Source organism: Candidatus Pelagibacter sp. HIMB1483 (assembly GCF_052048135.1).
Classification (GTDB): Bacteria; Pseudomonadota; Alphaproteobacteria; order Pelagibacterales; family Pelagibacteraceae; genus Pelagibacter.
In genome coordinates this window covers 153,259-170,493 of the sequence record NZ_JBNAIM010000002.1, presented here as the reverse complement: position 1 = coordinate 170,493, position 17,235 = coordinate 153,259, and the positions used below count along the sequence as shown (strand labels likewise).

The 17,235-nt window shown below is 31.5% G+C and carries 18 protein-coding genes; 2 read left to right on the top strand and 16 right to left on the bottom strand.

Annotated elements, in window-relative coordinates:
* Positions 1–13: 13 nt before the first annotated feature.
* The gene (gene rpsP / locus ACTTAV_RS01590; protein WP_440669745.1) at positions 14–421 is read right to left on the bottom strand and encodes a 30S ribosomal protein S16; all 408 of its coding nucleotides are present in this window, start codon (positions 419–421) and stop codon (positions 14–16) included.
* A 13-nt stretch (positions 422–434) separates the two neighbouring features.
* Complete coding sequence (gene ffh / locus ACTTAV_RS01585; RefSeq protein WP_440669744.1) at positions 435–1,793, bottom strand: signal recognition particle protein; 1,359 nt, start codon at positions 1,791–1,793, stop codon at positions 435–437.
* A 161-nt stretch (positions 1,794–1,954) separates the two neighbouring features.
* Here ffh and dapF point away from each other — a divergent pair, with 161 nt between their 5' ends.
* Both dapF and ftsY read left to right on the top strand, forming a co-directional pair.
* Positions 1,955–2,779: a diaminopimelate epimerase gene (dapF, locus tag ACTTAV_RS01580; protein ID WP_440669742.1), complete on the top strand. Its 825-nt coding sequence runs from the start codon at positions 1,955–1,957 to the stop codon at positions 2,777–2,779.
* A complete protein-coding gene (gene ftsY / locus ACTTAV_RS01575; protein WP_440669741.1) occupies positions 2,779–3,696 on the top strand; it encodes a signal recognition particle-docking protein FtsY in 918 nt (305 codons plus the stop codon). Before dapF ends, ftsY begins: the two co-directional genes overlap by 1 nt.
* On the opposite strand, the gene ACTTAV_RS01570 is transcribed toward ftsY, so the two are convergent.
* The 14 genes from ACTTAV_RS01570 to ACTTAV_RS01505 form a co-directional block, all read right to left on the bottom strand.
* Complete coding sequence (locus tag ACTTAV_RS01570; protein WP_440669740.1) at positions 3,689–4,255, bottom strand: hypothetical protein; 567 nt, start codon at positions 4,253–4,255, stop codon at positions 3,689–3,691. The two genes, ftsY and ACTTAV_RS01570, sit on opposite strands and share 8 nt — an antisense overlap.
* A 46-nt stretch (positions 4,256–4,301) precedes the next feature.
* Positions 4,302–5,018, bottom strand: a complete 717-nt coding sequence (locus tag ACTTAV_RS01565) for an alpha/beta hydrolase (RefSeq protein ID WP_440669739.1) — start codon at positions 5,016–5,018, stop codon at positions 4,302–4,304.
* A gap of 85 nt (positions 5,019–5,103) precedes the next feature.
* Positions 5,104–6,009, bottom strand: a complete 906-nt coding sequence (locus ACTTAV_RS01560; protein ID WP_440669738.1) for a DMT family transporter — start codon at positions 6,007–6,009, stop codon at positions 5,104–5,106.
* Between the two features lie 11 nt (positions 6,010–6,020).
* A complete protein-coding gene (locus ACTTAV_RS01555; RefSeq protein ID WP_440669737.1) occupies positions 6,021–6,197 on the bottom strand; it encodes a hypothetical protein in 177 nt (58 codons plus the stop codon).
* 1 nt (position 6,198) lies between these two features.
* Positions 6,199–7,524, bottom strand: a complete 1,326-nt coding sequence (locus ACTTAV_RS01550; RefSeq protein WP_440669735.1) for an amidase — start codon at positions 7,522–7,524, stop codon at positions 6,199–6,201.
* 13 nt (positions 7,525–7,537) lie between these two features.
* Complete coding sequence (locus ACTTAV_RS01545) at positions 7,538–8,899, bottom strand: TRAP transporter large permease (protein ID WP_440669733.1); 1,362 nt, start codon at positions 8,897–8,899, stop codon at positions 7,538–7,540.
* Entirely contained in the window at positions 8,889–9,476 is a 588-nt protein-coding gene (locus ACTTAV_RS01540; protein WP_440671019.1) for a TRAP transporter small permease subunit, read from the bottom strand. Before ACTTAV_RS01540 ends, ACTTAV_RS01545 begins: the two co-directional genes overlap by 11 nt.
* Before the next feature lie 85 nt (positions 9,477–9,561).
* On the bottom strand, positions 9,562–10,719 hold the full coding sequence (locus ACTTAV_RS01535; RefSeq protein WP_440669732.1) for a TRAP transporter substrate-binding protein: 1,158 nt from the start codon (positions 10,717–10,719) through the stop codon (positions 9,562–9,564).
* 118 nt (positions 10,720–10,837) lie between these two features.
* The gene (locus tag ACTTAV_RS01530; protein WP_440669731.1) at positions 10,838–11,791 is read right to left on the bottom strand and encodes a 2-hydroxyacid dehydrogenase; all 954 of its coding nucleotides are present in this window, start codon (positions 11,789–11,791) and stop codon (positions 10,838–10,840) included.
* An 18-nt stretch (positions 11,792–11,809) separates the two neighbouring features.
* Complete coding sequence (locus tag ACTTAV_RS01525) at positions 11,810–13,183, bottom strand: FAD-binding oxidoreductase (RefSeq protein ID WP_440669729.1); 1,374 nt, start codon at positions 13,181–13,183, stop codon at positions 11,810–11,812.
* Between the two features lie 38 nt (positions 13,184–13,221).
* Positions 13,222–14,388, bottom strand: a complete 1,167-nt coding sequence (locus ACTTAV_RS01520) for a pyridoxal phosphate-dependent aminotransferase (RefSeq protein ID WP_440669727.1) — start codon at positions 14,386–14,388, stop codon at positions 13,222–13,224.
* Positions 14,389–14,393: 5 nt separating this feature from the next.
* Positions 14,394–15,557, bottom strand: a complete 1,164-nt coding sequence (locus ACTTAV_RS01515; RefSeq protein ID WP_440669726.1) for an alpha-hydroxy acid oxidase — start codon at positions 15,555–15,557, stop codon at positions 14,394–14,396.
* Entirely contained in the window at positions 15,557–16,708 is a 1,152-nt protein-coding gene (locus tag ACTTAV_RS01510) for an alpha-hydroxy acid oxidase (RefSeq protein ID WP_440669725.1), read from the bottom strand. Before ACTTAV_RS01510 ends, ACTTAV_RS01515 begins: the two co-directional genes overlap by 1 nt.
* Positions 16,709–16,717: 9 nt before the next feature.
* Entirely contained in the window at positions 16,718–17,230 is a 513-nt protein-coding gene (locus tag ACTTAV_RS01505; RefSeq protein ID WP_440669723.1) for an acyloxyacyl hydrolase, read from the bottom strand.
* Between the last annotated feature and the right edge of the window lie 5 nt (positions 17,231–17,235).

Here is a 17,235-nt window from a genome sequence, read left to right as displayed (position 1 = left end):
GATCAAATCAAGATTATTTCTTCTCCTCTTTAGGAGCTTCTTCTTTTTTAGCTTCTGCCGCTGGTGCTGCATCTGCCTTAGGAGCTTCTTCTTTTTTAGTTTCATCAGAGCCCTCTTTTTTTCTATCTTTTTTTGGAATTGCTTTTTGAGGATTTTTTCCATTAGCAGGCATAGGCATTAATTCGTTTTCACCTAAAATTCTTGCCACTCTTGTTGTTGGTTGTGCACCTTGACTTAGCCAATATTTGATTCTCTCAGCTTCTAATCCAATCCTTTCTTTTTTCTCTTTAGGTAACAATGGATTAAAAAAACCTACTTTCTCTATAAATCTTCCATCCCTTGCAAATCGACTGTCAGCAACAACAACCTTATAAACAGGTCTCTTTTTTGTGCCACCTCGTGATAATCTTAGTTTTAACATTTACTCTCCTTTTTTATTTTAGTTGATTAAATAATTCTGGAGGTATTCCTTTGTCAGACATACCTTTCAGATTTCCTTTTGACATCTTTTTCATCATTTCAGACATCATTTTAAATTGTTTTAACAATTTATTGATAGTGGCTGGATCAGTTCCAGAACCATTAGCAATTCTTTTTTTTCTAGAACCATCAATGATTTTTGGGTTCTCTCTTTCTTTTTTAGTCATAGATAAAATTATAGCTTCATTTTTAGTAATAACACTTTCATCAATTCCAGCTGCATCCATTTGTGATTTTACTTTAGAAACTCCAGGCATAAATGACATGATACCTTCAATTCCACCCATTTTTTTCATTTGTCTTAATTGAGTTAAATAATCTTGCATGGAGAATTGCCCTTTTTTTAAATTTTCCTCAGTCTTTTTAATATTTTCTTCCCCTAAATCTTCAGCTGCTTTTTCAACAAGGGATACAATATCTCCCATTCCAAGAATTCTGTTTGCAATTCTATCTGGATGAAATACCTCAAGATTGTCAATTTTTTCACCTATACCTAAAAATTTAATTGGAACTTGTGAAACAAATTTCATACTAACCGCAGCTCCACCTCTAGCATCACCGTCTGCTCTAGTTAAAATTATTCCTGAAAGATTTACCGTGTTTTTAAATTCTTTTGCTACAGAAGCTGCTACTTGTCCTGTAAGAGAGTCTGCCACTAAAAAAATTTCAGCAGGATTTATGATGTTTTCAATTTGCTTAATCTCACTCATCATTTGCAAATCAATCTGTGTCCTACCAGCTGTATCAAATAATATGATATCAGCACCATTTAAATTAGCAGCACTGATAGCTCTTTGACATATTTCAGTTGGCTGTTGACCTTCAATTATAGGCAAAGTTAAAATATTATTTTGCTCACCTAAAGATTTTAATTGTTCTTGTGCTGCTGGCCTATAAATGTCTAAGCTGACCATCATTACTTTCTTTTTTTTTGTTTTTTCGAGATATTTAGCCAGTTTGGCAGTTGAAGTAGTTTTACCTGAACCTTGTAACCCTACCATCATCATAGGTACTGGCGGAACTGCATTAAGATTTATATCATTATTTTTTTCACCTAATAAATTTACTAACTCGTCATAAACAATTTTTACAACCATATCTCCTGGAGATGTAGATCTGATTATTTCTTGGCCTAAGGCTTTAGGTTTAACTTTCTCAATAAAATCTTTTGCAACTTCTAGAGACACATCCGCCTCTAGCAAAGCCTGTCTTATGCCTCTTAATCCCTCATCAACTTGATTTTCATCAAGTGATGGTACTTTTTTTAAAGAGGAAAAAACTTCCTCAAATTTATTTGTCAAATTTTCAAACATATTTATTACACGCATTAGTAATCGCACTAGTGGGCGAACCCTCGCTGACTAGTGTCGATCTCTTTGTTTCCAAAGACACCGCAAATTTAACGTTTTTGCGGAAACTGGCACAAACTATAATAGAGGTTCAAAAAGTCAATAAATAAGTTAAATAACTATATATGGACATTAAAGCTTTTAAAATGGATGGATTAGGTAATGATTTTGTTATCATTGATAATAGACAAAAAACTACCAATTTAACTAAAGATCAAATAATTAAAATTTGTGATAGGAATTTTGTTGGTTGTGATCAATTAATATTAATTGGAACTGACAAATCTGTTGATGCTAACTTAAAATTTTATAACTCTGATGGTGGTGAGTCTGGAGCATGTGGTAATGGAACTAGATGTGTAGCAGATTTAATTTCAAAAGAACTTAATAACAAAAGTGTAGTTTTAAAAACTTTATCTGGAAACTTAAAATCTAAAATATTAGGAAATAATATTGTTACAACAGAGATAGGAAAAGCTAAAATAGAATGGAATGAAATACCATTGTCAGAAAAATTAAATACTAATAATTTGAATATCAAAATTAATGACAGAAATAATAAAGAATATTCAGGTGGTACAGCAGTTAATGTTGGTAATCCACATATAATTTTCTTTGTCAATGAAATTGATAATTTTGATATCAAAAAAATTGGTCCAAATATTGAAAATCATAAAATTTTTCCAGAAAGATGTAATGTCACAATTGCTCAAATTATTAATAGGAGTTTAATTAAAGTTAAAGTCTGGGAGAGAGGAGCTGGTTTGACTAAAGCGTGTGGCACTGCTGCATGTGCGACTGCCTTTGCTGGTAAATTAAACAATCTAACAGATAACGAAACTGATATAGAATTTGAAAAAGGGAAATTAACAATTTCAATTGATGAAAAAAATTCAATTCATATGAGAGGTCCTGTTTCAGATATTAAAGAGATTAATATTAAATTATAATGGGAATTTTCGATAAATTTAAAATAGGTTTTAAAAAAAGTGCTTCAGCTCTTACATCGGGAATTAAAGAAATAATTATAAAAAAAGAAATAGATGATGAAAACTTAAACAAAATAGAGGAATTTTTAATTCAATCAGATGTAGGTGTGGAAGCGGCATCAGAAATAAAAGAAATTATTTCAACAAAAAAAATTGATCCTAAAAAAGATTTATCAAATGAAATAAATCTAATTTTAAAAGAGTACATTATTTCATTAATGAAACCTTTGGAAAATAATTCATTTTTTGAAAAGAAAGATAAACTTAATGCAACTTTAATTTCAGGTGTAAATGGTGTTGGCAAAACAACTACTATTGGAAAAATTGGTAAAATTTTAAAAACTAATGGAAATAAAGTTATGTTTGCCGCTTCAGATACTTTTCGAGCTGCCGCAATTGAACAATTAGAAGATTGGGCAAACAAAATAGGTGTTCAAATTACTAAATCATCACAAGGGTCTGATCCAGCATCTGTTGCTTATAAAGCAGTCGATGAAGCTATAAAAAATAATTTTAATCAAGTTTTAATTGATACAGCCGGAAGACTTCAAAATAAAAAAAATTTAATGGAGGAATATAAAAAGATAGCTAATGTAACAAAAAAAATAGATCCAGATGCACCACATAATGTAATTTTAGTTTTAGATGCAACTTCTGGACAAAATGTAATCAATCAAGTTGAGGAATTTAATAAAATTATTCCTATAACAGGTATAATTATGACAAAATTAGATGGAACAGCAAAAGGTGGTATTCTTTTAGCTTTAGCAAAAAAACATAAACTCCCTATCATTGCATTAGGCTTAGGTGAAAAAGAAGATGATTTACAATTATTCGACGCTAAAAAATTTGCTGAAGCTTTTACACAAATTAATTAATCAAATTACTTGAAATTAAAGGTTTATAGATATTGCACTTATAGTTATCTTTAAATTTATAATATCCACAATCTTTAGAAAAAGATGAAATAATAAAATCAAATTTACCAGTAGTTGGATACAGTTCTAATCTTTTATTAATTATGTCATATTTGAAATTTGCATTTAAACTTTTTACTGCACTAATCATTACTAAAGTTTTATCGTCTTTTAATAAATAGTATGCAAAATCATCTGGAAATACAGGAAAGTCATATTCTTGTAAAAAATATTTAGCTTGTGAAGGAAACCAATCATAAGAGATTAGGGGAGAAGATAATTTGGTTGAATGATTATAAATATAAAGATCTTTTGGATAATCATTTATATAATTACTTTCTTCACCTCTAGCTAAAATAGATTTCTCTCTACCCTTAAAATATAGTGTAAACTCTTTGTTATGTGAGTCCATATGATCAATATGAAATAAGTCATCAGGCTGAAAAAACTTATCTTGAGAATAAGCAAAATTTATTAAAAAAAGATAAGAAACAAAAAATAAATAAATTTTTTTCATCATTCTAACTTTAAAAAAAAATTTGAAATATCTTTGTTTGGATTATGGCTTAATTTATACTTTTAAGAAAAGAATTTAGAGCTTTTATAAGATTTTCGTCATATTCCATCATATGATTGTCATGTTTTGTAAAATAAGAATATTTTGGTTCATTGGCAATTTCGTACATTTTTTTACCCATAAAAAAAGGTACTATTTGATCAACTTCACCATGCATTATTAAAACTGGAATACTTACATTTTTAATCTTACTTTTATTGTCAAACTTGTCTTTCAACAACAAGCCTACAGGTATGTATGGATAAAAGGTTTTTGCTGCATCAATCATGGATGTAAAAGGAGTTTCTAAAATGAGACCACCAAAATTCTTATTTTGTGACAAATGGGTAGCTACGCCAGTACCTAGTGACTCACCATAAATAACAATATCTTTTTCCTTAACACCTTTTTCAAGCACCCAATTTATTGCACTTTTGCCATCTTCGTATAAACCTTTTTCCGACGGTTTTCCTTTGTTACCGCTAAAACCTCTCCATGCAATAATTAAAAAATTAACATCCATTTCGCGAAAATGATTTAATTTATGGATCCTATTTTCCAATGATCCTGCATTTCCATGAAAAAAAATAATTGTTTTATGTTTTTTTAAATCTTTTTCATGATACCAGCCTAATAATTTAATATTATCACTGGTACTAATGTTTACTTTTTCAACATAAACAGACAATTGATCGTCAAAATAATTATTTTCATTAGGATGGTACATTAGGTTCCTTTGATAAAAATATAAAAAAATTAAGATTATAAAATATACAAAAATGATTATTTGAAAAAGTAACAACAAATTAATCCTAAACTTTTTTAACATTATTTTTCTTTGCTAAGTATATTCCAATAAATACTAAAATTGTTCCAATGAAATGATAATTTTCAAATTTCTCATCAAATAAAAAGTATCCGTAAATTGCTCCATAAACTGTAAAAACATAAAGTGTAAATCCTGTTAAAGAAGCACCTAGTTTTTTTTGAGCCATCGTATAAAGTGTAAAAGCAATTATTCCTGGTGAAATAGCTGCAAAAATTACCCATAAATAAAATTCAGGTATAAAAACCGTCTGTTTGTAAAATAACTCTTCCCCGATATAAAAAGGTAATAAACTTAATGCTCCAAAAAATGATATTAAGGTAAATCTTTCAAAAATTTTTAATTTAGAGTTCCAATAAAATAAATAGATAGAATATAAAGCCCAACCAATAGCTGCAGCTAACATCCATAGATCACCAATTGTAAATTGCAAATTAATTAATAAATTTAAATCACCTTTAATTATAATTGTAAAAACACCGATTAAACAAGCAATCAGACCAACTATTTTTGTAAAATTGATATTTTCATTGAAGAAAAAATATGAAATCAAAATTATAAATACTGGTGATGATGTATAAATAATTCCCATATTTGTAACTGTTGTAGTTTCTCCAGCTAAAAATGGGAAGGCCCCACAAACTCCACATCCCATGGAACCTAAAAAAAATAGTTTTTTATATTCTTTTTTAATTACATTAAAATTTTTTTTCAAACTCAAATAAGTAAAAGGAAGTAATAAAAGAAAAACAACTGTCCACCTCCAAAAAGCCAAAGAGATAGGTGGCACAAATTCCACACCTCCTCTTGCAACCACCAGATTACTTGCCATAAAGATCGGCTGAATAAATAATAATAAAAGCGGAAAGAAATTAATCTTAAAGTTTTTCAATTTAGCTAAAATTAATTTTTATCAAAGAAAGCTTCGTAAACCATCATCACTATCGCAATACCCATAAGTATATAAACTGGTAAAACATCTAGAAAACCAATCATCATTGATCTAGTTAATGTAGTTGCTAAACCAACTAAAAAAAAGATTGCAAAAGATAAACCAACAATTGTAGTTATTTTATTCATTTTATTCGTGACATTCCTTTTCTAACCATCTAGCTACTCCCAAAAATCTATGATCATCATATCGATCACCGACTAATTGAACTCCTAATGGTAAATTATTTTCGCCCTCAAGTAAAGGAAGAGAAATACACGGGGTGCCTAGATAAGACCAAACTTTATTGAATTCTGCCGTACCTGTGCTCTTTAATCCCTTTGGAGCAACACCAGGACTAGAAGGTGTTATTACTCCATGATAATCTTCAAAAACTTCTTGATAAGATTCATAGCTTTGTTTTTTAAAATCAATTGCCTCGGCATATTCTTTTGCAGAATGTTTATTGCCCTTCGCAATAGCAGTTTGCATATATTTTGATAATTTTGATTTATATTTTTTATAATAAATACCAAAATTATTTGCTAAATCTGTTTCATGAATTATTTGATGATATTTATGTATATCTTTAAAATAAGAAGGTGTATCAAAGACTTCAATATTTTTAAATGATTTGATAAAATATTCAAAAGCCTCCCTTGATTTTTTTTCAATTATCTTCCAATAGTCAGTTTTATAAAAAATAAATTTAGGTTCAAACAAAGGTCCTTTTTTAGTTTCATTTAAAATATTCTCTGCTGAATAATAAATAGTTGCTGGATCATAATTATCTTTTTTTATCAATACTTTTGCTAATAAGGCAACATCTTCTATTGTTCTCCCAAACATTCCTATGTGATCCAAAGTATATGAAGTTCTTAATACCCCGTTTCTTGAAATCAAACCATAGCTGGGTTTATATCCAACTACCCCACAATATGATGCTGGTCTTATAATCGAACCGCCTGTTTGAGAACCAATTGACAATGGCGCCATTAAAGAAGCCACGGATGCAGCAGAACCACTAGAAGATCCACCTGGTGTTCTTGAATAGTCATGTGGATTAGTAGTTTTCGGAGGTCCTAAATATGCTAGTTCAGATGTTGTTGTTTTGCCCATAACTATTGCACCTGCTGCATGCAATAAATCAACTATCTCAGCATTTTGCGAATAGGATTTACCTTTTCTGATAACAGTCCCACATTCAGTTGGCATATCTATTGTGCCTACAATATCTTTAACAGCTACAGGAATTCCATGTAAAGGTCCAACTGGTTTTCCAGATCTTCTATATTCATCTGCCTCTGAAGCTTTTTCTAATAAAACTTTTTTGTCAAAATGAGCCCAAGCCTTAACATCTTTTTCAAATTTATTTATTCTTTCAATATACTTTTGACAAACTTCAACTGAAGTAATTTGTCCATCCTTAATTTTTGATGCCAACTCTTCAACGCTTAAAGAAAAAATATCTATCATTTAGGTCTCAAAATTAATTTGCAAATAATGTCTCTGGCAACCATAAGGCAATTCCTGGGAACCAGTACATTAAAACCATCGCTAATATTACAATGGCTAAAAAAGGCATTATACCTCTAAATATATCCATTAATTCAACATTTCTAGATTGAACACCTTTTAAATAATAAGCAGACATTGCCATTGGTGGTGTCAAAAATGATGTTTGTAAATTTAAAGCAATTAACATTGCAAAGAAATATGGATTTACTCCAAAAAATTCTACTAGTGGTAAGAAAATTGGAACAAAAATGATTAATATTTCAGTCCATTCCAATGGCCATCCTAATAAAAAAATAATTATTTGAGTGATAACTAAAAACTGCCAAGGCTGAAGATCTAAAGATTTAAAGAAATGTTCGAACACTTCGTGACCACCTAAATATGAAAATACAGATGCAAATGTCCAGGAACCAATAAATAACCACATTATCATTGCAGTTGTTTTAGCTGTTAAAAACACTGACTCTTTAAAATTCTTCCATTTCAATGTTTTATAAAAATAAGATAACACTAAGGCTCCAAATGCTCCTACTGCTGCAGCTTCTGCTGGAGTAGCAATACCGGCAAGTATCGTGCCTAAAACTAAAATGATTAATGAAAATAATGGTAAAAATGAAACTAAAACTTCTCTCATGATTACTGCAGTTGGTGGAATTTCTTCTGCTGCTGGCTTAGGTGCAATTGATGGATTTAGCCAGGCTCTGAAAATTGCATAACCAATGTAAAGTCCTGCCAACATCAATCCTGGAAATATAGCTGCAGCAAATAATCTTAATGGAGATAATTGCGCAATAACAGAGTAAACGATCAGCATAATACTAGGTGGTATTAAAATTCCTAAACATCCACCTGCACAAATAATTCCTGATGCAAATTTTTTATCATATCCTGCTTTAACCATTGCTGGCCAAGCTAAAAGTCCCATCAGAGTAACAACCGCACCTATAATACCAGTTGCAGTCGAAAATAATGTACAAGTTATTAAAGCTGCTACTGCCATAGAAGCTGGAAGTTTATGTGATGCTAATCTTATTGCAAAAAATAATTTTGCAACTATCCCCGCTCTTTCAACCAAGTAACCCATAAATAAAAATAAGGGCACGGCGGTTAGTACATTGTTATCCATTACTGTATAGGTATTTTGTACAAATAATTGGAAAATCCTATTATCAAATAGATGCTCCATCTTTGTTGGGTCAAAATAAGCGTAATAACCAAAGCCTAAACCCATTGCCATTAACGTGAAGGCAATTGGGAAACCTAATAGAACTGCAAATAAAAATATTCCCATCATTAAAATTGCAACTTCAGGATTTGTGAGGCTAAATAACATCGTCCGTATTACCTTTCTGTGCAGTTCTCATTAATAATTTTTCTGTCTCTTCAGCATCTGCTGAATCTCTCTCTGGCCAATTTCCAGTTTGAATACAAATAATACATCTAAAAACTTCACTAACACCCTGAATAGTTAAAAGTGCACCCGATAAAGGTATTAAAGATTTAGCCATATAAATTTGAATTTGCGCAGGACTATTCCAGCTCGTTTCCTTAATCTTCCAAGCTAAAGCTGCATATTCATAACCATAAAATGCAAGAGCAACAACTCCAGGAAAAAAGAAAATGAAATATAAAACTAAATCAATATAAGCCTGAGTTTTTTGAGAAAATAATCTATAAATTACATCTCCTCTTACATGTGCTTCAGTTGATAATGTATAAGCCCCAGCCATCATGAAAATAGCACCATACATTTGAAGACTAAAATCAAAATTCCATAAAGTGGGAGCATTTAATGCATATGCCATAAAAACTTCATAGCAAGTTCCTCCCATTAAGATCACTATGCACCATGAAAAAGCTTTACCCATGGAGATGCTTAATCTATCTGCAAATTTTATAAATGATCTCATCATAAATAAAGACTTTTATTGAATTGTCTTGAATTAATCAAATAAAAAGGGGGCCGAAGCCCCCCTTTTAAAATTTTAAAAGTTATTAGATTTTAACTTTTCCAATTGGTCCAAACTCATTTTCATATGCAAGTTTGTAATTAGGCTGATTCATCAGCAAGTATTTCATTACTTTCTTCGCATATGCTTTTTGAGAATCAACGATCTTCTTAAAGAAAGGATCTTTCTTATTGAAGTCACCGATTACTTTATCCCAACCTTTTAATTGTTCAGCAAGGATAGCATCTGAAGTTTGGTAAACATTTACTTTATGCTCATTCATTAACTTCGCAAGGTCGTTTGAGTATCTTACTAGAGCTTTAAAGTAGTTATCACTGTTTGCAGCATAAGCAGCATTCTTCAATATTGCTTGGTGTGCAGGTGATAAACTATTATATGTTTTTTTGTTAACTGGAATCTCAAACATCTCTTGAGATTGGTGGAAGCTTCCTAAGTGATAATGCTTAGAAACGTCTTGCATACCAAATTGAGAGTCTGAAGTTGGGTTGTTAAACTCAGCAGCTTCAATCAAACCAGTTTTCATTGCTGGTTGAATTTCACCACCTGGTAATTGTCTAACTACCATTCCCATTGCAGTTAAAACGTTAGTCGCTAAACCAACAGTTCTGTACTTCATACCTTTTACATCAGATACTTTAGTTACGTTCTTTTTGAACCAACCAAAAGGCTGTGCAGGCATAGGCATATGGAAGAATCCAACATAATCGAAACCAACTTTTGCAAGTGTTTCGTCATATAATTTTCTTCCTCCACCATACTCCATCCATCCCATAACTTCTTGAGATGACATTCCGTATGAAGGACCAGTTCCAAATAGTGATGCAGCAGGATTTTTACCATACCAATATGCAGTCACCCAGTGACCCATATCTACTACACCGGAACTTACTGCTTGTCCGATTTCTGAAGTTTTAACAACTGCACCAACGGGTTGAAGATCTATCTTAAGTGTTCCTCCAGACATTTCATCTACCATTCTGCAGTAGTCTCCAGCCATTTCAAAAAAGATGTTTGCTCCACTTGGCCATGCAGCTTGCATCTTTAAAGTTTTATGACCGCTTGCAGTTGCGATGTTTGGCATTGCAACTGTAGCTGCAGCTACAGCACCAGCTTTAGCAGCAGTTTTAAAGAACTTACGTCTTGAAGATGTTTTCACCTTCAATGATTTATTTTCTTTTGTCATTATTTCTCCTATATGAGTTAATTAACTGTTCAAATTTAAGCATAAAATTAGATTAGAGTCTTTCTAAAAAGTAGCGCAGATATCTATAAATTGTATTTTTATACAATCTTGAGTAGTATTAATTTACTTTGTTCTTACAATTTCCTGTTTTAAAAAACTCATCAATATTATCAATAGCCAAGTTAGCCATTGCAATTCTTGTATCTTTTGTTGCGCTTCCTAAATGAGGTAAAATAAAAGCTGATTTAATTTTTAAATACCCAGGATTAAGATTGGGTTCATTTTTATATACATCTAAACCAACTGCATAAATTTTCCTTCTATTCAAAGCATCAATAAGAGCTTCGTCGTCAACTATATCTCCTCTTGCAACATTAGTAATAACGGCCCCTTTTGGAAAATACTCTACTGTTTCTTTGTTTATCATATTTTCTGTTTCTTTAGTTGCAGGACAACAAATAGATAAAACATCAGATACTGAAAAAAGGCTTTTTATATTATCATGATAAACAGCACCTTGTTCTTTATCTTCACTTAACTTTGATCGATTATGATAGTGAATTACCATTCCTAATGATTTCGCAATTTTTGCTATTTTTTGACCTATTCTTCCCATTCCTAAAATTCCAAGTCTTGTCCCTGTTAATTGTTTTCCAATTAAATAGTCCGCTGACCATTTCCATCCACCATCTCTAGCAGCCTCAATCCCCTCAGCTGCTCTTCTACATGCACCTAAAATTAACAAAACTCCAATTTCTGCAGTTGCATCTGACAAGACCTCAGGTGTATTTGTAACTGCAATACCTTTTTTTTTGGCTGCTTCTAAATCTATGTTACCAAAACCCACTGCAAAGTTTGAAATGATCTTAATTGTATCTGGTAATTTATCGATTGTATCCTTATCCATTTTATCTGTTAGAGATGTTAATATTCCATCACAACCATTACTCATCTGTATTACTTTTGATTGAGAATATAATTCATCATTAGAATTGAATATTGGATCAAAAGTTTTGGAAGCTTTATCTTCACTATCTTTAATTAGTTTTCTTGTAATTAAAATTTTTTTCATAAATTATCCTTTAAATTATCAGTTAAGATCAAATATTTTACCTGGATTCATTATATTGTTTGGATCTAATGTTCTTTTAATTGATTTCATTACTGGAATATTATCAGGATGTTGTTCTAGCAAATACTCTTTTTTGTGAAGCCCAACACCATGTTCACCAGTAATAGTTCCATTAAGCTCTAGTGATTTTTTTATTAGCGTATCGTTGAAAGCTCTAATTTTTTTATAACTTTCTTTATTTTCTGGATCAAAAGGTAAAATCACATGAAAATTCCCGTCACCCATATGGCCTACCATTGGAGCTCTAACTCCAAATTTTTTTGCTTGCTCTTCCGCAAATTTTACACACTCTGTGATCTTAGATATTGGAACACATACATCAGTTGAATAAACTCTACCATTGTTAATTAGAGCTTTAACAGAATAATATACATCCCACCTAGCTTTCCAAATTTTATTTCTTTCCTCTAAATCCTTAGCCCACTTAAATGAGCTACCATTATTATCTTTTGATATTTCCTCTACAATTTTTATGTTTTCATTATTAGAAATTTCAGATCCATGAAATTCAAAAAATAAAGTTGGTACTTCCTGAATGTCTTTTAGTTTAGAATAATTTATGCTTATGCCCATTTGTTCTTTATTAAGCATCTCTATTCTTGCTATTGGGACACCATATTGAATAACCTGTTGAGCTGTCATTACAGCATCCTCTAAAGAAGGAAAATGGCAAACAGCACTCATTATATTTTCTGGTATTGGGGACAACCTTACGTGAACTTCAGTGATAATACCTAAAGTTCCCTCTGATCCTATAAATAAATTTGTTAAATTATAACCTGCAGATGTTTTTTTAGTTCTACCACCAGTTTTTATAATATCACCATTAGGCAAAACTACCGTAAGACCTGAAATAACTGTTTTCATGGTTCCATATTTTACCGCCATTGTACCTGATGCAGAGGTCGAAGCCATTCCACCTAAGGCAGCATTAGCCCCTGGGTCAATTGGAAAAAAAACTCCATCCTCTCTTAAATACTCATTCAATTGTTCTCTTGTTACACAAGCTTGAACTCTACAATCAAAATCCTCAACATTAACACTTAAAATTTTATTCATCTTCTCCAAACAGATGGTTATGCCACTTTCATTACCCACAACATTTCCTTCTAAAGAAGTTCCTGTTCCAAACGGGACAACAGGGATTTTATGTTCATTGCATAATTTTAATATTTTTGAAACTTCCTCATTAGTTTCTGGAAAAACTACTGCTTGAGATAAAACTGGGTCATAAGTATCTTCACCTCTAGCATAATTAGCTCTCGCAGATTCAGAGGTTGAAAACCTTCCATTAAGCATTTTCTTTAACTCTGCTTGGACTTGTTCATTCATATTATTTGATATTATTAAAGAATTACAAAAAAAACATCTTATTTAGTGAGCATTTTCTTTATATTCTCTAAAGCCTGAGAAATATTATCTCTAGACGCAGCAAAACTAAATCTAACATAATCATTGCAAGTTTTTCCAAATGCAGTTCCAGGTACTATTGCCACACCTGCTTCATGCATTGCCTTTTTACAAAATTCAGATCCATTCATACCTGTTCCAATAACTTTAGGAAAAGCATAAAAAGCACCACCAGGTAAACTACATTCAACGCCCGGTAAATCATTTAAACCCTCATGAATTAGTTTTCTTCTTGCCGTAAATTTTTCCATCATTTCATGAATTGAGTCATCTGGACCGTCCAAGGCGGCAATACCCGCAAACTGAGCTGCAGCGTTTACACAAGATACACTATTGATTAATAATTTATTTACATGTTCAATTAAGTTTTCTGGCCAGAAGCTCCAACCCAGTCTCCATCCAGTCATTGAATATGCCTTACTCCATCCTTCTAAAACAATTAATCTATCTCTTAATTCTGGATAATTAAAAAAAGTAGGCATTTCTTTATTATCAAAGATTTGTCTACTATAAATTTCATCACTTAAAATAGTTACATGAGGATGTTTTTTTAATCCTTCTGCCAATTTATCAATTTCTGATTTTTCAACAAAACTTCCTGTGGGATTATTAGGGTTAATTAAAATTAACAATCTGGTTTTTTCAGTTATTAAAGATAAAATTTTTTCTGCACTAAATTTTAGATCTTTATCTTCGGTAAGATCATATGGAACTGCAGTAGAGCCAGTATAATTTATCATCGACTCATAAATTGGAAAAGCAGGTGTTGGGTGTATTATTTCTGCCCCAGGTTCTCCAAAACATTGTATTGCATAATGCATAGTAGGTTTACCACCTGGCATTATAAGAATTCTTTCAGGATCTACATCTGCACTGTAACGTTTCTTAATCCATCTAGTTACTGCTTGTCTACACTCTAAAATTCCGTTTGATAAAACATAACCATGATGTCCATCATCTAAAGCTTTTTTTGCAGCATCAACAACGTGTTTAGGTGTTTTAAAATCAGGCTGACCTAAACCTAAGTGTATCATTGGTTTTCCTTGAGCCTCTAATTTTTTTGCTTCAGCTAAAACTGAAAACGCAGACTCTGTTCCTAGTCTTTCTAAACTTGTAGCTAATTTCATAAATTTTATTTTTTATAAGAAGTTCTATAAATTAATTTTGAACTATTCAACTCTTTTAAGTTTTTGCAGCCCATTAAAACCATATTCCTATTTATCTCATCGTGCATGTTTTTAAGCAATTGTTCAACTCCCTGCTGACCCCCTGCGGCTAAAGAGAACAAAAACATTTTTCCAAAACTGCATGCTTTAGCACCTGCTGCAAGAGCTTTTAAGACATGGGTACCACGTCTTACACCTCCATCTAAAATAATTTCGAGCTTATCACCTACAGCATCTGCAATAGCTTTAACTTGATCGAAAGGAGATCTTGATCCATCCAGTTGTCTTCCTCCATGATTTGAAATCATTATTGCTGTACACCCAATATCAATAGCTCTTTTTGCATCTTCGACTGACATCACACCTTTCAATGCAAATGGACCATTCCATTTTTTAACGCAATATTCAGCATCTTTCCAATTCATTGCAGGATCATATTGTTCGTTAATATATTCAATGACTGATTTAGCAATATTTGTGCCTTTGTCAGTTTTTGTTGCAACATTAGCTAATTTAAATTTTCCATGAGTTAAATAATTAAAAACCCAATTAGGATGCAGCGCAAAACTCATTAAACTCTGCAAAGTTAATTTTGGTGGAGTCGTAAATCCAGTTCGATGATCTCTTTCTCTATTACCTGCAACTAAGGTATCAACGGTCAAACACATGCCATCAAACCCAGATCTTTTACAACGATCTATTAAATCATTAGTAATTGATTGATCCTTATGAACATAAAGCTGAAATAGTTTTGGACCACCAGAAATATTTGAAATCTCCTCAATAGTGTTATTAGCCATTGTAGACATACTGTAAAATGTTCCAAATTTATCAGCAGCTCTAGCCGAAGCCTTATCACCCTCATGATGGTAAAGTCTTTGCATGGCACAAGGTGATAAAAAAATTGGCATATTAATTTTTTTACCAAAAATAGTTGTTGATAGATCTGGTTTGCCAACACTTGCAAGTATATTAGGGACTAAGTCACAATCATCAAAAGATTTTGTATTTCTTTTAAGAGTAATTTCATCATCAGCTCCACCGTCAATATAATGAAAAATTGGTGAAGGTAATTTTTTTTTTGCTAAATTTCTAAAATCCTCAAAATTATAACAATCTTTTAAGGTCACTATCTTCTAAATCTTAAATTGCTTCTACTTAATTCTGAAATATTTGTGCAACCCATTAATTTCATATCTCTTACTAATTCAGATTTATATTTTTCTAAAGCTCTTTCAACACCTGCTTGTCCTGCAGCAGCTAATGCATAAAGATAAAGTCTTCCACCAGAACAAGCTTTAGCACCCAAAGATAATGCTTTTAACATATGTGTTCCTCTATGAATTCCACCTTCACAAATTACATCTAATTTATCTCCAACAGCATCAACAATTTCTGCAAGCTGATCAAAGGGCGATCTAGATCCATCAAGTTGTCTACCACCATGATTAGAAACCATTATTCCAGTACATCCAATATCGACTGCTTTTTTTGCATCTTCAACACTCATAATTCCCTTTAAAGCAAAGTGACCACCCCATTGAGCACAAAGTTTTTCTGCATCTTTCCAATTCATAGATTGATCCAACATAGTTGAAAAATAATTTCCAATTGAAGTATTTGTGCTGGTTCCTTCTTTTACATAATCTTGAAGATGTGGTAATTCAAATTTACCTTTAGTTAAATAATTTATTCCCCACATTGGTTTAGTCGCAAAACTGAATAAACTAGATAATGTAAGTTTAGGTGGAGATGTAAAACCTGTTCTCAAATCTCTTTCTCTATTTCCTCCTGTAATTGTATCAACTGTTAAAGCCATTACATCAAATTTTGCAGCTTTTGCTCTTTCCAAACATGAGTCGTTTAATCCTCTATCTTTATGAAAATAAAACTGAAACATCTTTGGAGTATCAATCATAGAAGATATTTCTTCCACGCTAACTGTAGCTAAAGCTGAAACACCAAACATTGTATTAAATTTTTGTGCTGCTCTGCCTACTGCTCTTTCACCATCATAATGAAAAAGTCTTTGAAGAGCTGTTGGTGCTAAATAAAATGGTAAATCTAATTTTTTTCCGAATATTGTTGTAGATAAATCTACGTCCTCTACACCTCTTAATACATTAGGAACTAAATCGACATCATCAAAAGCACTTGTGTTTCTTGCATAAGTAATTTCATCATCTGCTGCACCATCAATATAGTGAAAAATAGGCGAGGGTAATTTTTTTTTCGCAAGTTTTCTAAAATCACTAAAATTGTGACAATCTTTTAATTTCATCACTATAATTTAGAACTTTTTAAGAAAGTTAAACATATAACTATTTGCCCCAGGATTTTTATCTCCTAAACTTGCGTTAGATAAATGATTATATGAAAAACCGAGCTGACTATCTTTTTGTAAATTAAGAGAAAGTTGTACCTCACTTTTAAATTCCAACATATGTCCTAAGTCTTTACCATCTCCTTGTTCATAAAGACCCGGAGTAAAGCTTGGAATTATATTTAATGCACCAAGTGAGTAATGCGCCTGAACACCAGTATAAATGTAAGCTGCATTGTCGGCAGTTAACATCAGGCCTGTAATGGGAGATAAATTTCCTAAAAATGTATCTCTATTTAAATCTACATTTTGATGTTGAAACCCAATTAATGTTGATCTCTTGCCATCATCACTAAAATCAAACATTCCTGTATAAACGTTAAACTTTGTATTGTTGTTATTTACTTTAAACTCCTCAGCAATTGAGGAAAACGCAACAAAAGATAATATTAACAAAAGTTTTATAATTCTTAAATTCATACTTT

What these genes read in the sequence shown, in the direction of transcription:
- ACTTAV_RS01510 (WP_440669725.1), bottom strand. Translation starts at nt 16,708, where the DNA reads ATGAAATTAAAAGATTGTCACAATTTTAGTGATTTTAGAAAACTTGCG.
- ACTTAV_RS01545 (WP_440669733.1), bottom strand. Translation starts at nt 8,899, where the DNA reads ATGTTATTTAGCCTCACAAATCCTGAAGTTGCAATTTTAATGATGGGA.
- ACTTAV_RS01570 (WP_440669740.1), bottom strand. Translation starts at nt 4,255, where the DNA reads ATGATGAAAAAAATTTATTTATTTTTTGTTTCTTATCTTTTTTTAATA.
- ftsY (WP_440669741.1), top strand. Translation starts at nt 2,779, where the DNA reads ATGGGAATTTTCGATAAATTTAAAATAGGTTTTAAAAAAAGTGCTTCA.
- ACTTAV_RS01505 (WP_440669723.1), bottom strand. Translation starts at nt 17,230, where the DNA reads ATGAATTTAAGAATTATAAAACTTTTGTTAATATTATCTTTTGTTGCG.
- ACTTAV_RS01520 (WP_440669727.1), bottom strand. Translation starts at nt 14,388, where the DNA reads ATGAAATTAGCTACAAGTTTAGAAAGACTAGGAACAGAGTCTGCGTTT.
- ACTTAV_RS01555 (WP_440669737.1), bottom strand. Translation starts at nt 6,197, where the DNA reads ATGAATAAAATAACTACAATTGTTGGTTTATCTTTTGCAATCTTTTTT.
- ACTTAV_RS01550 (WP_440669735.1), bottom strand. Translation starts at nt 7,524, where the DNA reads ATGATAGATATTTTTTCTTTAAGCGTTGAAGAGTTGGCATCAAAAATT.
- rpsP (WP_440669745.1), bottom strand. Translation starts at nt 421, where the DNA reads ATGTTAAAACTAAGATTATCACGAGGTGGCACAAAAAAGAGACCTGTT.
- ACTTAV_RS01530 (WP_440669731.1), bottom strand. Translation starts at nt 11,791, where the DNA reads ATGAAAAAAATTTTAATTACAAGAAAACTAATTAAAGATAGTGAAGAT.
- ACTTAV_RS01525 (WP_440669729.1), bottom strand. Translation starts at nt 13,183, where the DNA reads ATGAATGAACAAGTCCAAGCAGAGTTAAAGAAAATGCTTAATGGAAGG.
- ffh (WP_440669744.1), bottom strand. Translation starts at nt 1,793, where the DNA reads ATGTTTGAAAATTTGACAAATAAATTTGAGGAAGTTTTTTCCTCTTTA.
- ACTTAV_RS01535 (WP_440669732.1), bottom strand. Translation starts at nt 10,719, where the DNA reads ATGACAAAAGAAAATAAATCATTGAAGGTGAAAACATCTTCAAGACGT.
- ACTTAV_RS01565 (WP_440669739.1), bottom strand. Translation starts at nt 5,018, where the DNA reads ATGTACCATCCTAATGAAAATAATTATTTTGACGATCAATTGTCTGTT.
- ACTTAV_RS01540 (WP_440671019.1), bottom strand. Translation starts at nt 9,476, where the DNA reads ATGAGATCATTTATAAAATTTGCAGATAGATTAAGCATCTCCATGGGT.
- dapF (WP_440669742.1), top strand. Translation starts at nt 1,955, where the DNA reads ATGGACATTAAAGCTTTTAAAATGGATGGATTAGGTAATGATTTTGTT.